This is a genomic window from Alteromonas sp. 5NS40-0096 (genome assembly GCF_057544385.1).
Window position 1 is genome coordinate 331,167 of sequence record NZ_BAAJLQ010000003.1, and the last position, 16,085, is coordinate 347,251.

Sequence of the window (16,085 nt, forward strand, 5' to 3'; positions counted from 1 at the left end):
GAGTATGTTAGATGATTATCTCGCTCGTATGGTAGACGAGTCGGCCTCAGATTTGTTTGTAACGGCCGGTTATCCAGTGAGTGCCAAAATCAATGGTAAGTTGGTGCCCATTGCTGATCTTACGCTAACCGAACAAGACGCTTTAGATTTAGTTCATGAGGCAATGAACGATAAGCAACAAACTGAGTTTCACGATTCTAAAGAATGTAACTTCGCTATTGCCAGAGAGGGCATAGGGCGCTTTAGATGCAGTGCCTTTTGGCAGCGTGACCAGGCCGGCATGGTAATACGTCGTATCGTGACTCAGATACCGCAAGTGGATGATCTCGGTTTACCCAAAGTACTCAAAGATATCATCATGGCTAAACGCGGTTTGGTGTTGTTTGTCGGTGGTACTGGGACCGGTAAATCAACCTCTCTAGCCGCATTGATTGGGCACAGAAACGCTAACTCTCATGGGCACATTCTGACCATTGAGGACCCAATCGAATTCGTACACGAGCACAATCAATGTGTAGTAACACAGCGAGAGGTTGGTATTGATACACAGAGTTTCGACGACGCACTTAAAAGTTCTCTACGCCAAGCGCCTGATGTAATTTTGATCGGTGAGATCCGGTCTATGGAGACAATGGAATATGCCATGTCGTTTGCAGACACTGGCCATTTGTGTGTCGCTACCCTGCATGCCAATAATGCTAACCAAGCCATCGAGCGAATCATGCATCTGGCACCGAAGGATCTGCACGATAAATTGAGATTCGATTTGAGTTTGAATATTCGCGCTATTGTCGCTCAACAGCTGGTTCCGACAAAAGACGGTAAAGGACGAGTCGCTGCAATCGAAATTTTACTTAACTCCCCTTTGGTTGCCGATATGATCCAGCGCAACGAAATGGGAGAGTTAAAAGAGGCGATGAGCAAAGGCCGTGAAATGGGGATGCAAACCTTTGATATGGCGCTATATGACCTCTACAAAGCGGATAGGATTGGGTTAGATCAAGCACTACATCATGCTGATTCGCCGAATGACCTGCGATTAATGATCAAGCTGGATAGCTCTGAAGGTTCGGGGTTAGGCAGTTTGTCTGGTGTATCAATTGATATGGATGATTAATGACGAGCGGACGAAAGTTATTTGCCAATGACGACCCTTTTTTATTTCAGATGCTGCAAACTGAGCTCGAGAGACTCGGCATTCCGCATTTTGTCAAAAACCAATTTGCATCCGGCGCCATAGGAGAGCTCGCTCCTCTGGATACCGTTCAAGAAGTGTGGTTAACGGATGATGCTTGGTTGGATAGAGCCAAGAGGCTAGTTGACGAGTTAGTGGCACAGGGCGAAGAACAAATCCATCAAGAAGAATGGCAATGTGCCGAGTGCAATGAAATGAACGACGGCGTTTTTGTTATCTGCTGGTCCTGCCAAGCTAGTAAGCCCAATTCACAATAAAAAAGGGAGTCGACACTCCCTTTTTCAATCGTATTGTGCCTCTGCCCAGCTCTGAAAAATAACGCAAGCAGAAACGCTGTCCACTTTATCTTTGCTGAGTTTTTTGTAACCACCTAGTTCAAACAAAATTGCTTTAGCGTCAGCGGTAGACAACCGCTCATCCCAAGTCTCTACCGGCTTTCTGAATCGGCCGTGAAGGCGGTTAGCAAACTTTTTGGCCCGGTGAGTTACGTCTTGTTCTGTTCCATCCATATTCAATGGCAAGCCAACAACAACAATATTCGGCATCCATTCATCGTAGAGCATTTGAACTTGCTCCCAATTGGGGATACCGTCGTTGGCCTTTAAAGCAGCAAGGGGAGATGCTGTGCCAGTGATTTCCTGCCCCACTGCGACGCCTATACTTTTTGTACCAAAGTCGAAAGCGAGCACCGTGCGCTGACCGATATCAGGCATGACCAGCATCCGGCGCTAACTGCCAAATATCAACACCAAGCTTGTTAACGGCGGCCTGCCATTTTTGATGTATGGGCGTATCAAACAAAATGGTCTCGTCTGCTTCAACCGTCAACCAAGAATTGTGCTGAATTTCTTCTTCGAGCTGGCCAGCAGTCCAACCTGCGTAGCCTAAAGTGACAACAGATTTGTCGGGACCAGCCGCATTCCCCAGTGCACTGAGAATATCAACCGAAGTGGTGACCATTAACGTCTCTGTCAACGCCAGGCTAGAAGACCAACCGTCTTGGGTTGAGTGCAGCACAAAGCCTCTTTCTTGACTAACAGGGCCGCCAGCTAAAATAATTTGCTCCGCCTTCTCTGGCAAGACAATGGCGTCCTTATCTGTTTGTTCCAACAATTGTTTCAAGTTCATGGTCGTTGGTTGGTTGATGACTAAGCCCATTGCTCCCTGGTCATTGTGTTCACAGATATAAGTGAGTGAACGGGAAAAGTAAGGATCATCCAAAGACGGCATGGCAATGAGAAAATGGTGTTCCAAACTTTTCATTTGTGACATTAGGCCGTTCCTCGTTTTTGATTTAGCTCGTTTTCGATAGCGTCGAACAACTTGCCCATTATACTAATATCAAAAGCTGCTTCTATTTCTCTCACGCAAGTCGGGCTGGTGATATTAATTTCCGTAACTTTGCTGCCAATCACGTCCAGTCCAACAAATAGAATTCCGTTTGCTTTAGCAACTGGGGCTACGCGTTCGGCGATGGCACGGTCAGAATCAGAGATGGGTTGAGGTCGTCCTGTACCACCGGCGGCTAAATTACCTCGAGTCTCCCCTTTGGTTGGCAGGCGAGCCAAGCAGTAAGGCATTACTTCACCATCAACAATAAGGATGCGTTTGTCGCCTTCCTTGATTTCAGGTAAGTATTCTTGAACCATCATGTACTGCGAGCCCAAGTCGGTTAGCGTTTCAATGACAACGCCCAAATTGACACCATCAGGCTGAATTCTAAATATTGAAGTCCCGCCCATGCCATCTAGCGGCTTGCAAATGATGTCTTTGTGTTTAGCATGAAACTGTCTGATGATACTTGGGTCTCTGGCGACCAGAGTGGCAGGGATGAGATCCGGAAACCACGATGTGAACAACTTTTCATTAAAATCACGCAGGGCCTGGGGGTTGTTTATGACTAGTGCGCCATCTTGTTGTGCCAGACTCAACATTTGAGTCGCAAACAAAAATTCGCTGTCGAAAGGGGGATCTTTTCTCATCAACAATACGTCAATGTCGCCCAATTCCACGATAGTCGGTTCGGCTAATGTGTAAAAATCTTCAGCGCGGTCTTCAACCGTAACCTTTCTTGCCGAGCCTTTGGCTTTACCATTGTCAATAAAGAGGTCACTTAGTTCGAAATAGTAGATAGTCGCGCCGCGTTTTTGCGCCTCTAGCATCATGGCAAAACTGGTATCTTTGTGTGGCTTGATGTCCGCTATAGGATCCATCACTACGCCAAGAGAATAAGACATTAGCAATCTCACTGTTGTCGTCAGGATAAAGGGTGGGCTAGACGTATTTGCGTGTGCAATGTATGAACCGACGCCCAACTACTGTGTTGTTGTTTCTATACTATGGCGTTGTTATCGATATTTTCAACCCAATAGCGGCTGATGTCGTGTCACTGAGGTGGACAACAATAGCTATCGGTAATGGCTCATACTTTATTTCTGTGGCTTCATCGAACTCTTACGCAGCGCCTCAGTATCGTTATCATCCTGTATGCTTTCTATGAACTGTAACTCGCTAAACAAACGCAGTAATACATGGCTGGGATTTATGGGTAAACCGCACGTGTAGCGATAGAGAAGTCAATCTGCCAATGGGATCAAAACCGTAAATTGACTGCCTTTACCCAGCTGTGAGTTACAGGCGATGCTCCCCTGCAACACGTTGACAGCAAGGTTGTAGCAAATATGCATACCCAATCCAGAGCCGCCGTTTTGTTTGGCGAGACTAAAGAAAGGTTTATAGAGGTTGGCGCAGGTTTCTTCATCCATACCCGTGCCATTATCTGAGAAGGTAATCTTTAGCATCTTTCTATCCGTCTGCGTTTTTTGGATAGTAGCTTGAATATGCAAATGACCGCGTTCTTCTCGACTAAATGCATGATGAATCGCGTTTTCGATCAGGTTAATCAAAATTTGGCTGATTGCTCCGGCGTTGGTCGTGACAACAAGTGCAGGGTCGACGTCGATACAAAATGCGTGACGAGTGCGTTTTAACTTTGGTTTCAGCGACAGTAAGACCTCATTGAGGTAGTCACAGAAGTTGAAGGCTCTGAGATCTAAACTGTGTTGGTCGACAGCCAATTGTTTGAAGGTTTTAATCACCTCTGTTGAGCGAAGTAGATTGCGCTCGATGATATCACTGGCCTCACGGCAATCTTCGTAGAAGCGCTTGAGGTCAGATCGTTTGAGCTGGCCGCTGTTTAACAAGTCTAATGATTTCTCTTGGGCCGCTTTCAAATAGCTTGAAGCAGTAATAGCAACACCAACCGGTGTATTAATTTCGTGTGTAAGACTGGACATCATGGTGCCAAGGGTTGCCATGTTCTCCATTTCAATGAGCTGTTCGCGAACCTCATTGCGCTGAACAATGGCTTTTTGCAATAAACCTGCAGTGTCCGCCAACGTGTGACTTTGCTCCTCGAGTTTAGCTTTTATCGATTGCAGCTCACGTTGGGAGGTAGAAAATTCCTCATGACGGCTGATTAGCAGTGCAATAATGCCACCGGCGTATACGAGTAACTTTTCCTCATCTTCAGAGGGCAGTTCCCCGATATCTTGGCTAACAGATAATGTGGCAATCAGCCTTTTTTGGCTGATAACAGGATAAGTCCAACAGCTACCAATACCAGATTTTTTGGCCAGGTGAGCAAAAGACTGCCAATTTGGGTGGTTGAATATGTTCGATACCACCACTGGCTCTCTTGAGTGAGCTGCCGCGCCAATACTGCTGCCACTGGGTTCCATCGGCAGATCTTTTAACGCTGATACATACGCAAAAGGGTAACTGGGAGCGGCAATGGGATTGAGGGTTCTTTGAGCGTAATCTGGTTGCATCACTAAGCAACGAAAGCTCGCGTTCACGCTTTCTAGAGACACAAGGAATACACTCATGACGGCTGCAAGTGGATTACCTGCGAGAATACTGTCTAAAGCTTGGGCTTTACCATCATCAATAATGCTTTTTCTGGTATCGGATGACGTAACTTGACTTGAAAAACCTTCGAATACGGTGAAGTGATTCATCGTTAAACTCTTTTTATTGTTATTAGTGTCGTTAACGTAAATTGAGCGCGTTTTGATTTGCTGGTTTTTTAACCTGTTTTGGGGCGAAAATCAAGCAATATTGCGTTTATTACAAATGCGAGACAGGGTTACAGATCGCCGTGTATCCCCTGCAAAATGCTGATTCCCGCCAGTGCTGCGGTTTCAGTCCTCAATATTCTCGGCCCCATTGTTACGGGAACAAAGCCTCGTTCAGAGGATTGATGTACTTCAGATTCAGTCAACCCTCCTTCTGGACCAATCAGTAGTCGAAAGCCGTCAGTGTTGTAAGGCACTTTTGTAATTGAAGATTCGGCGTAAGGTGAGAGTACAAGACGCGTTGCCTGAGTCGATTCACCAAGCCACTGGTTGAGAGAGGTTGGGGGATGCAGTACAGGAAGCGTATTGCGACCACACTGCTCGCATGCACCAATGATGATCTTTAACCACTGTTGTTGTTTCTTTTCCCATCTCGATGGGTCTAGTTTCACTGCACACCGTTCTGTTAAAACAGGGGTAATTTCAGACACGCCGAGTTCAACGCTTTTTTGCAGTACCACATCCATCCGATCGCCTTTACTGACGCCTTGTCCTAGGTGAATAGGCAATGGAGACAAAACGTCGAGGGATAGCTTGGCATCGATTTCTACCATGACTTTGCGTTTAGCGACGGAAGTCAATATACCGCTGTATTCGTTGCCGTCTCCGTTGAATAACACGACAGGGTGATTGGGCTTGAGTCGCAAAACATTGCCAACATGGTGAGCGGCATCCGAAGTTAGCTCAAACTCGACGTCAAGGGCGATGGTGTCTGGATAGAAAAGGCGAGGGATTCGCATAGTTTAGCTCTTAAATCTTGAATTACCGCTATCATACCGTCATGCTCTTTTGTCGTACAACATTGTCGTTCTAGAAACAAAAAAAGCGCCGTATAGGGCGCTTTTTAGCAAAAATGTTCCTCGGCGTTACGCTGCTTTTTGATTTTCCTGCACAGTCACATGCTTTACTGTTTGTTGAGAGTAACTTTGAGTTTGTTCGGGTTTTCTTGCGTGTTCGGTATTTTTACCTTTGTCGGACATCATTGCATAAGCGAGTAACAATACGACAACAGACACTAACACTGTAAAAAAGAGCATTTCGCAAATCCTTTGTATTACATAATAAGATTTAGATTTTTATCTTAGCGTACGAACAGTTACCTGTACGTATGATAAAAGAGCGATAGGTATGAATCGCTATCAACTCATTACGCTTACCGAAATCCTTTTCCAAAGCGGCGTGATAATATCACCCTTTATCGTTCGCTTTCCAGTTTTTTTGACCGTTAATTCAAATGGTACAACCTCAACCAGCGCCGCAAGATTAGCGGGCTCAGATGACATTCTCATGACGGTTTAACACGATTGATTTAAAACTATACTATCGGCAATTTTTATTCGTGAGTGACGCGGGTTTGATGTTCCTCTCACTTAAAAGAGGAATTAGTTTAGGTCACGTAAAAGGTATAGAATTTAAAAAGTAAGTCGATTTTGCTTTGACTGTTTTAGGTTGGCTGTTTGTTTTTTTACTCCGTTTTTTAGCACAGAATGATTCTTCTGATTTGGCCATTTGACAAAAAAACGGCAAATAATTATGCGGTTGAAAGTAAAATACTAGTCTAATGTATAAACCGATGAAGTTGGCAGCTAGAGAATTCACTGCTAACGTAGTCGAGTTATAACTAAAAATGCTCTTAGCAAGGAAGAAACATGTTCACACCAGAAGAAATTCAAAACTATGTAGATGTTTATGCAATTCCATGGGGAATAAACATCGCCATGGCGATCTTAATTTTTGTTATTGGTCGAATTGTGGCCAAAACCATAGTGTCAGTATTCGGTCGCTTGATGGAGAAATCGAACTATGATGCGATGTTGGTTGATTTCCTTAAATCTATCTTGGGTGCGGTATTGACCCTGTTTGTTGTCGTAGCATCGCTCAATCAAGTTGGCGTCGATACGACCTCGCTCGTCGCGATTTTGGGTGCTGCTGGTTTGGCGATTGGTTTGTCACTGCAAGACTCGCTTAAAAACTTCGCTGCAGGCGTTATGTTGTTGGTTTTCAAGCCATTTAAAAGCGGAGACTTTGTTGAAGCAGGCGGTACATCGGGCAGCATTGCCAAAATAGGCATCTTTACAACCAATATGATCACGCCGGACAACAAAGACGTTATCGTACCTAACGGCGCTATCTACGGCGGCAACATAATTAACTATTCAGCAAAAGCAACGCGTCGTGTTGATATGGTGTTTGGCATTGGTTATGGCGATGACATTCTAAAAGCGAAGCAAGTCTTAGAAGAGTTAATAGCAAGTGATGAACGCATTCTGAAAGAGCCGGGGGCAACGGTTGCTGTAGGCGAGCTGGGAGACAGCAGTGTAAACTTTGTTGTTCGCCCTTGGGTGAAAACAGCTGATTTTTGGGGCGTGAAATTTGATTTCACAGAAGCAGTCAAACTGCGATTTGATCAAGAAGGCATCTCAATTCCATTCCCACAAATGGACGTACATGTCATAAAAGACGCAGAATAATAAAAGTGTATTGTGAGAAAGGGGCTTTAACGCCCCTTTTTTTATGATTTTGCCTGACTATTGCTTACAGTTCGGTCGGTTTTGCTGCTGATTATAGTCTTTTAACGCTTGCGGCATATTTTTTTGCAAATTCTCTATTCGACTACTCGGCAATGGGTGAGTGGAAAGCAACTCTGGTTGTTTATTGCCACCGCTCGCGGCATCCATATTTTTCCAAAGTTGCACGGATTCTCTTGGGTCAAAGCCACTTTGTGCCATTAGGACTAGACCAATGACATCAGCTTCTGACTCGTGGCTGCGGCTAAACGGTAACTGAATACCGACCTGTGCACCAAGCCCAATAGCAGACATAATCGGTCCCGAATTTTGCACTTCATTCATTTCCAAAATCTGGCCTACCGCTTGAGAGCCCATATTGATAAGCGTACTCTGTGACATGCGCTCATTACCGTGATGTGCGATAACATGACCTACTTCGTGGCCAATAACGGCTGCAAGCTGGTCCTGATTGGTCGCTACCTTTAATAGTCCTGTGTACACACCAATTTTCCCACCGGGTAAGGCAAAGGCATTAACTTGGTCGTCATCAAAAACCACCACTTCCCATTGCCCGGCAAAAACATTGGCGGGTACGTTCTTGGTGATACTGTTTGCGACACATTGTACGTAACTGTTTTCTGTCTTTTTGTTGGATATCTGCAAGTCTGATTTCATCGATGCAAACGCTTGGGTACCCATTTCGTCAAGCTGATCCGTAGGATAGAGCAACACCTGTTTGCGACCCGTAGGCGATGTTGCACAAGCCGAGAGTGCCAAGATAAGGGCGGTTGCTACACTTGTCTTTAGGAGAGAATTGAACATTGATTATCCTTGTCCGAATACTATTGGCTTTATAGTAGTCTGATTCAATGTCTTCGCAAAGCATTAGTGAGTAATCGCCACCTTTAAGCTGCCATTAAGGCAGTGTTCAGCCCCAAGGAGTAAAACAAAGAGAACTGACTTGAAGGAAAGCCAACATGTTTCAACCAAAATTATTAACAATCAGTTTGCTCGCGGCCGTTTTGACTGTTTTATCGGGCTGTGTCGCCGTCACGGGAATTCCCGAGCATGGCAGAAACCAATTTGTCACTGAGTTTTATGCCTATGTCATCAGTTATGAAGAAGGGGAGTTTGATTCTCATGTTGATGAAGCCGTTCTAGTCGGCGCTTCACATGGCGCTATAGCCAACTTGGGATATCGAGGAGATGTGTTAGAAGGGGCTATTTGGGGGGGATTGATAGCCGGTGTTGTAACGGCAATTTTTGAGGGGGATAACACCGCTTATATCTACGAACTTGAGGCGATTGACGGTGATTTGGTTTCTGTTGCAACCGATTATTATGCTGCGCGCCCTGGAGATTGTGTCAAAGTCACCGTAGCCGGTGATGTACAAATCAATCGGGTTTCTAGTTACCGTTGTGAAGGTAGCAACTGGTAATCTGAACGCAGGTTAGTTGTTGCCGCCTTCTCTAGCGAGATCGACACGGTTAACATGACCGAGAAACCCCTTTTGAGACTTGCTTTTACTGTGCTAATTTAATATTTGTGTCATACATCGACAGTAGTGTTGGAAAAATTTAGCGCCATATCAACAGCAAGCATTGCCAATTTTGGTTATGTTAATGTACTGTTATGGCTACACGCCAATGTCCAAAACAATGAAAAAGGATAGCACATGACGGCTCAAAACAAGTTTAAGTACGGAATTCTCGCTTTATTTGTATCAGCGGCACTAACAGGTTGTGGCCTCGATGGTGACGACGGTGCAACGGGTGCTGCGGGCGCGCAAGGTCCCCAAGGTGAAGCAGGTCAAGATGGCGCAGCTGGCGCACCGGGTGCAGATGGCCAAGACGCATCACTTGGTTTGAGCATGTCGATTGTTGCTCGTGCCGCGTTGGGAGCGTCAGGTGCTGCTGAAATCGTTCAATATCACGCAGCAACGCAAACGATTTACGCGACAAATGGAGCAACAAATACTATTGCCGTCATTGATGCATCGGGCGCAACCTCTGCCGTTTTGGCAGATCCAATCAATACGGTAAACCTCACCGTGTCTTCTGTTACCTTGCCTGCTGACATTGGCGGAGTAGCACTGGGCGGTTTGACCAGTATTGCAATCTCCGGCGACCTAATGGCGGTTGCTGTGCCTGCTGCTGATCACGCAACAAACGGTTTTGTTTTGTTCTATAACGGGTTGGATGCTAGCGCTCCTGCTTTCCTTGACTCGGTTGAAGTAGGCAATTTGCCTGACATGGTCACTTTTACTCCGGATGGTGGAAAAGTGTTGGTGGCTAACGAAGGTGAGCCTAACGCCGACTACACAGTTGACCCTGAAGGGTCGGTTGCCGTGATTGACGTATTGGCCAGCGGTGAGCCTGCTGAAACGGCGGATATCGTGAGCTTTACTAGCCTAAATGGCACGCAAGCAGCTCTAGAAGCACAAGGCATGCATTTCCCGAATGAATCTGGTGCGACTGTCGCACAAGATTTGGAGCCTGAATACATCACGGCTACGAATGACACTGCTTATGTCACCTTGCAAGAAAACAACGGATTGGCAATCGTAAATCTAGAAGATTTGTCTGTGAGCGTTATTGGTTTGGGGGCGAAATCTTGGTCTGGCTTAAATATCGACGTTCAAGAAGATAGCAGTGTAAGTTTTGGACAATACGAGGGTCTGTACGGTGTTTACATGCCGGACAGCATTGCTAACTTCTCTTGGAAAGGCGCTACCTTCCTAGTAACAGCAAACGAAGGTGACGCTCGTGAATACGGCACATTTACTGATGAAGTCAGAGTAAGTGAGCTAACTGCTGAATCCGGCTCTGCGCTTGAAACACTTCAGGCAAATGGTGAAGCCGATGATTTACGCGTAACCCGATTCTTGGGTGATGCTGATGGCGACGGAGAGTTCGACGCGGCTTACGCCTACGGCTCTCGTTCATTCACAATTTGGGATCAAAACGGTTTAGTAGTTTATGATTCGGGTGACGATTTTGAACGCATCACCGCGTCTATCCACGGTGCTCAATTCAATAACAATGACGACGAAAACGAAGGTGATTCGCGCTCGGAAAACAAAGGCCCTGAGCCAGAAGCCGTAACAGTAGGTACGCTTGGTGATCGCACTTATGCGTTCATCGGTTTGGAGCGTATGGGCGGTATCATGGTTTACGACGTGACTAACCCGTACGATGTTCAGTTTGCGGATTACGTCATCAACCGCAACCTTACTGAAGGTCTGACAAATACCGATGTGATTGGTGATTTGGCGCCTGAAAGCTTGGTTTACGTCGATGCTGCAGACAGTCCTACAGGGCAAGCACTTCTACTTGTTGGTAGTGAAGTGAGTGGCACAGTTACAGTTTACGAAGTCACGCCAAACTAATTCTAACACTGTCAGTGTTATTAAAAAAAAACGGTGCTTCGGCACCGTTTTTTTGTTTCATGACTTTTTCTCTACAAAACGCTAAGCTAGGGGCATAATGCCAAGTAAGAACCAATCTAGCATTACACCTAGCCTGGAGGTGGTGCGGATTTAGTGGTTGACGTAAAAGAAAGAGTTCATCTATGTCTCAACAAATTGTAATCAGTGGTGTTGGTGTTTGGACACCAGAATTTTCTATTTCAAATGAAGAGTTGGTCGAAAGCTATAATGCTTATGCTGACTATTATAACGAAGAAAACAAGACACAAATCGAAGCAGGAGAACTTGCTTCCAAACCGCACTCAAGTGCTGAGTTCATTGAAAAGGCGTCTGGTATTAAAAGCCGCTATATCTATCGCAAAGAAGGGGCTCTCGATGTTAATCGGATGCGTCCGATCATAGATGAAAGAAACGACGATGAGTTGTCGCATCAAGCTGAAATCGCGGTATATGCGGCTAAAAAAGCCATGGCAGCAGCCAACAAAACACCCGACCAAATTGATGCTGTTATCGTATCTTGCGCATACACTCAGCGTTCTTATCCTGCCATTGCTATTGAAGTCCAGAATGAGTTAGGTATCGAGGGTTTTGGTTTTGACATGCTAGTGGCGTGTTCTGCTGCAACGTTCGGTATGCATAGGGCCTATGAAATGATTGCGGCGGGCAATGCAGCTTGCGTACTAGTGATTAACCCAGAGTTGGTCTCACCTCAAGTGAATTATACAGACCGAGATAGCCATTTTATTTTTGGGGATGTTGCTACGGCGACTGTGCTTGAAAATGCTGACGGCGCCAATGCTGAGCACGTCTATGATGTACTCAGCACTAAAGCGGTGACAAAATACTCGAGCAATATCCGTTCTAACTTTGGTTACATGAGCCACGCAACCGATGCTGACCCTTATGGTGCCGACAAACTATTCCACCAAGCGGGAAGAAAAGTATTCAAAGAAGTTTGCCCAATGGCTGCACAGCATATTGCTGATCACCTCACCAAACACGAGCTTACGCCACAAGATGTGACTCGATGGTGGCTACATCAAGCGAATATCAATATGAATACCTTGATTGCGAAACGGTTACTCGGTAGAGAAGCATCTGCAGATGAGGCGCCAATCGTTTTGGATCAATATGCCAACACGGCGTCTGCGGGCTCGATTATTGCGTTTGCCAAGTATCACGAGGACCTTAATGCCGGCGATTTGGGGGTAATATGTTCGTTTGGTGCGGGTTACTCGATTGGTAGTTTGGTTATCAAAAAACGGTAGTCAACTTGCGATAGTATAACGCCAAGCTATTGGTGTTTTTTTAGATGGTGATAGGAGAGTAGAGTAAAAGGATGATTTCAGATATTGGTTATGGCTTAAATGCTGGCGCTTATTTAGTTCTTTTGCTTCTCCTTTTTACTGTGCGTAAGTCTGGGCTGGCCAAACATTTACTGGTGTTGGCGTCATTGACGACGATGCTGTGGTCAGTAGGACACATCACTGTGCTATTTGGTGAACTTGACTTAGGCTATGTCATTTCGGCAGACGCAGTAAAACAATTTGTCTGGTTGTTGTTTATTGCAGGTTGCTTACAACAAAATTTCACTGACTTGTGGCAAGTTGTTCGCCGCCCCGCCACGTTATTTATTTTGCTGGTTCCCACCCTTACCCTATTGTTGCCGTATTTCTTTGTTCTCAGTGGTACTTGGCTCTATTTAATGCACACCGTGCTTGCACTAGAAGTCTTGATTCTACTGGAAGTCGTTTACCGTCAAGCTGGTGAACAAAAATGGGCAATCAAACCGCTTGTACTCTATTTGGGCGCCGTGAATTTACTCGAGTTTGTCACTTATGCCAATGCGACTATGGTCAATACCATAGAGCCTGCCTACGTGGCAGCTAGAGGTTATGTATACGTATTTTTGCTACCGTTATTGGTCATTGCGATTCGCCGGATTGGCCATTGGGGAATCGATATCTTTATTTCTCGTGACGTGGTGCTGCATAGCTCTTTGTTGATGGTTGCGGGTGGTTATTTGTTCGTAATGGCGCTTATCGGTTATGCGATCAATTTCATTGGCGGAAGTTGGGGGTTGACTGTCCAAGTTGTCCTGGTTGCTCTTTCTCTGGTGTTGCTCGTTGCCGTATTTATGTCGAGCGCATTTCGAACGAAAATAAAAGTGTTTATTACCAAACACTTCTTCGCCAACCAATACGATTATCGAATCGAATGGGTGGCACTGACGCAAGCGTTGGCATCATCCCCTAAGAACCTTAATGATGTGTATCAAAATGCATTGCGGGGCTTACTTAATGCGGTGGACTATGAATCAGGAGGAATAGTTAAGCTGCAAGGAAATCAAGTGACGCCGGTTTGTTATCAAAATCACAGCTCACTCAACGAGCATGATTTAAATATTCTACGCCAGCTCGCGTCTTTTTGTGGCAGTAACCATTGGCTAATTGATATCGATGCGTACAAGATAAAGCCTTTTGATTATGACGGCCTACAACTGTCTAGAGACGACTTAGAGGGCGCGAGTTTTCAACTTGCTATTCCTTTTTTCCTACAAGATGAACTTTGGGGGTTCGCGTTATTGACGGCCACGTCTTCAGAACGTATCAATCTCAATTGGGAAGTACGAGATTATCTCAACGCCGTGTCGGAACAGATTTCGACATATGTTCATCATTACGAGGCTGCGCAGGCTGTAGCTGAAAACGCGCAATTTGCTGCATTCAATCGAATGTCTGCCTTTGTATTACACGACCTAAAAAACGTACTCGCTCAGATTGATCTCATTCTAAGTAATGCTCAGCAGCACAAGCACAACCCGGAGTTTATTGATGACACATTCGAGACCTTGGAGCACACCAAAGCTAGAATGGACAAAATGTTGCGCCAGCTTACTGAAAAAAAGGTAGTAGAACCTGGAGCAGAATCTGTTAACAAACTCAGTCACTTGATAGAATCAGTCATTCATCAGCGTTGTATGAGCTATTTGCCGCTTCCCAAACTCGAGATACAAGATGAAACCGACGTTGTAGTCGATCAAGATAAATTGAGCAACGTTGTATATCATTTGGTGAGCAACGCGCAACAAGCGACATCAGATGACGGTAGTGTGGTAGTCAGCTTGAGCTACGAACCTGGTAGTGAATACCAAACCGTCAAGATAATCGACAATGGTTGTGGTATGGATGACGCATTTATTGCTGACCGCCTGTTTAAACCCTTTGATACGACTAAAGGGAATGCAGGAATGGGGATTGGGGCATATGATGCGAAGAATTACATGACGTCAATCGGTGGGCATTTGACCGTAAAAAGTGACGTTGGAGTCGGAACCGAGTTTACACTTTTGTTCCCGATAAACTAGCGGATGTATATCATCGCTCAAGACGGCTGTTGAGTGAATGCCTCGCTACAATAATAATAACGCTTTGGAATTGGAAAAAACGGAATGACCGATACAATACTGATTGTCGACGACGATTTGGGTATTCAGAAACAGCTCAAATGGAGCTTTACGGACTATGAGTTGGTTTTTGCGGAGGACAGAGCATCCGCTATTGCCCAATTGCGCCGTCATGAACCTAAAGTCGTCACGTTGGATTTGGGTTTACCACCCGACCCCGCGAATGCCTCAGAGGGGCTAAAAACCCTTGAAGAGATTATCGCGCTTGCTCCGCGTACTAAGGTCATTGTCGTTACCGGTAACAATGACAAAGCGAATGCGCTGCGCGCGATAGACCTTGGTGCTTACGATTTCTATCAAAAGCCAATTGATGTCGACACCATCAAATTATTAGTGAATCGAGCGCTAAATTTAGCCAAGCTGGAACATGAAAATAGGGTGTTGTCGCAAGCTAATCCTGGCATGGGGCGCATCATCGGGAATAGCGATTCTATTAGCGCCGTGATGCGCAAAGCTGAGAAAATTGCCAACACTGATATCAGCACCTTGCTACTTGGTGAGAGTGGCACGGGTAAAGAGGTGTTTGCACGTAGTATTCATGAACACAGTCCTCGCAAAGATAAACCGTTTGTCGCGATTAACTGTGCTTCGATTCCAGAAAACCTGCTCGAAAGTGAATTGTTCGGTTATGAAAAAGGGGCATTCACTGGTGCTAATAAAACCACATTGGGCAAGATTGAGCACGCCCAAGGCGGTACTTTGTTCCTCGATGAAATCGGCGATATGCCACTGGGTTTACAAGCAAAAATGTTACGGTTTTTGCAGGAGCGAATTATAGAGAGAGTCGGTGGACGGCAAGAAATACCGGTCGATATACGGGTTATTTGTGCGACTCACCGCGATATTCCCACTATGGTTGCAGAAGAAACCTTCCGTGAAGACTTGTATTACCGGATCGGCGAAATCCCGATTCATATCCCACCTTTGCGAGATCGAGACCAAGATATAGTTTTACTCGCCAGAACGTTCTTGAATCAATATCGCGAAGAGTTCAATGCCAAAGCGAAGACGTTTAGCGAAGGTGCTATCAATGCAATGCTCGTCCACAAGTGGCCGGGTAATATTCGGGAAATGCAAAACAAGCTGAAGTCGGCTGTAATCATGGCGGAAGGCAGTGTGGTACAAGCAGAAGACTTAGGTTTGATTGCCAAAGAAAGTGCGTTGGAAACTGAAAACTTGAATTTGCGAGAAGTCAGAGAAAAAGCAGAGTCGAGAGCTATCAGAAAGGCGTACCAGTCAGCTAACAAAAATATGTCGAAAACGGCAGAGCTACTCGGCGTAACTCGCCCAACACTGTATTCATTAATCGACAAATATCACATGGAAGACATTAAAACGGGCGTGTAACTC

The 16,085-nt window shown here is 45.5% G+C and carries 16 protein-coding genes; 9 read left to right on the forward strand and 7 right to left on the reverse strand.

The annotated features are described in order from the left end of the window. Positions 1 to 4 precede the first annotated feature (4 nt). Entirely contained in the window at positions 5 to 1,117 is a 1,113-nt protein-coding gene (locus AC27G9_RS11375) for a PilT/PilU family type 4a pilus ATPase (protein ID WP_487074233.1), read from the forward strand. Next, positions 1,117 to 1,452 carry a putative signal transducing protein gene (locus AC27G9_RS11380; protein ID WP_487074235.1) on the forward strand — a complete coding sequence of 112 codons (336 nt, stop codon included), beginning with the start codon at positions 1,117 to 1,119 and terminating at the stop codon, positions 1,450 to 1,452. Before AC27G9_RS11375 ends, AC27G9_RS11380 begins: the two co-directional genes overlap by 1 nt. A gap of 24 nt (positions 1,453 to 1,476) precedes the next feature. Here AC27G9_RS11380 and ruvX read toward each other — a convergent pair whose 3' ends face one another. From ruvX to AC27G9_RS11410, 6 genes are all read right to left on the reverse strand, one after another. Next, positions 1,477 to 1,908: a Holliday junction resolvase RuvX gene (gene ruvX, locus AC27G9_RS11385; RefSeq protein ID WP_487074237.1), complete on the reverse strand. Its 432-nt coding sequence runs from the start codon at positions 1,906 to 1,908 to the stop codon at positions 1,477 to 1,479. Then, a complete protein-coding gene (locus AC27G9_RS11390; RefSeq protein ID WP_487074239.1) occupies positions 1,901 to 2,467 on the reverse strand; it encodes a YqgE/AlgH family protein in 567 nt (188 codons plus the stop codon). The genes ruvX and AC27G9_RS11390 overlap by 8 nt, the downstream gene beginning before the upstream one ends. After that, positions 2,467 to 3,432 (reverse strand): glutathione synthase, encoded by a 966-nt coding sequence (gshB, locus tag AC27G9_RS11395; protein ID WP_487074241.1) that lies wholly within the window; start codon positions 3,430 to 3,432, stop codon positions 2,467 to 2,469. The genes AC27G9_RS11390 and gshB overlap by 1 nt, the downstream gene beginning before the upstream one ends. A gap of 339 nt (positions 3,433 to 3,771) precedes the next feature. Continuing rightward, entirely contained in the window at positions 3,772 to 5,214 is a 1,443-nt protein-coding gene (locus tag AC27G9_RS11400) for an ATP-binding protein (RefSeq protein ID WP_487074243.1), read from the reverse strand. Positions 5,215 to 5,342: 128 nt separating this feature from the next. Further along, on the reverse strand, positions 5,343 to 6,071 hold the full coding sequence (locus tag AC27G9_RS11405) for a 16S rRNA (uracil(1498)-N(3))-methyltransferase (protein ID WP_487074245.1): 729 nt from the start codon (positions 6,069 to 6,071) through the stop codon (positions 5,343 to 5,345). A gap of 126 nt (positions 6,072 to 6,197) precedes the next feature. Then, positions 6,198 to 6,368: a hypothetical protein gene (locus AC27G9_RS11410; protein ID WP_487074247.1), complete on the reverse strand. Its 171-nt coding sequence runs from the start codon at positions 6,366 to 6,368 to the stop codon at positions 6,198 to 6,200. A gap of 91 nt (positions 6,369 to 6,459) precedes the next feature. Between AC27G9_RS11410 and AC27G9_RS11415 the strand changes: the two genes are divergently transcribed. Further along, the gene (locus AC27G9_RS11415; protein ID WP_487074249.1) at positions 6,460 to 6,630 is read left to right on the forward strand and encodes a hypothetical protein; all 171 of its coding nucleotides are present in this window, start codon (positions 6,460 to 6,462) and stop codon (positions 6,628 to 6,630) included. 350 nt (positions 6,631 to 6,980) lie between these two features. After that, complete coding sequence (locus AC27G9_RS11420) at positions 6,981 to 7,802, forward strand: mechanosensitive ion channel family protein (protein WP_487074251.1); 822 nt, start codon at positions 6,981 to 6,983, stop codon at positions 7,800 to 7,802. Positions 7,803 to 7,859: 57 nt separating this feature from the next. Here AC27G9_RS11420 and AC27G9_RS11425 read toward each other — a convergent pair whose 3' ends face one another. Further along, positions 7,860 to 8,663, reverse strand: coding sequence for a M48 family metallopeptidase (locus AC27G9_RS11425; RefSeq protein WP_487074253.1), 804 nt, complete (start codon positions 8,661 to 8,663; stop codon positions 7,860 to 7,862). A 155-nt stretch (positions 8,664 to 8,818) separates the two neighbouring features. On the opposite strand from AC27G9_RS11425, the gene AC27G9_RS11430 reads away from it, so the two are divergent. From AC27G9_RS11430 to prsR, 5 genes are all read left to right on the forward strand, one after another. Beyond that, complete coding sequence (locus tag AC27G9_RS11430) at positions 8,819 to 9,280, forward strand: hypothetical protein (RefSeq protein WP_487074255.1); 462 nt, start codon at positions 8,819 to 8,821, stop codon at positions 9,278 to 9,280. Positions 9,281 to 9,517: 237 nt separating this feature from the next. Beyond that, on the forward strand, positions 9,518 to 11,230 hold the full coding sequence (locus AC27G9_RS11435; protein ID WP_487074257.1) for a choice-of-anchor I family protein: 1,713 nt from the start codon (positions 9,518 to 9,520) through the stop codon (positions 11,228 to 11,230). Positions 11,231 to 11,412: 182 nt separating this feature from the next. Continuing rightward, positions 11,413 to 12,537, forward strand: coding sequence for a beta-ketoacyl-ACP synthase III (locus AC27G9_RS11440; protein WP_487074259.1), 1,125 nt, complete (start codon positions 11,413 to 11,415; stop codon positions 12,535 to 12,537). Positions 12,538 to 12,608: 71 nt separating this feature from the next. Beyond that, positions 12,609 to 14,636: an XrtA/PEP-CTERM system histidine kinase PrsK gene (gene prsK, locus AC27G9_RS11445; protein WP_487074261.1), complete on the forward strand. Its 2,028-nt coding sequence runs from the start codon at positions 12,609 to 12,611 to the stop codon at positions 14,634 to 14,636. Positions 14,637 to 14,720: 84 nt separating this feature from the next. After that, positions 14,721 to 16,082, forward strand: a complete 1,362-nt coding sequence (gene prsR, locus AC27G9_RS11450) for a PEP-CTERM-box response regulator transcription factor (RefSeq protein WP_487074263.1) — start codon at positions 14,721 to 14,723, stop codon at positions 16,080 to 16,082. The last annotated feature ends 3 nt before the right edge of the window (positions 16,083 to 16,085 follow it).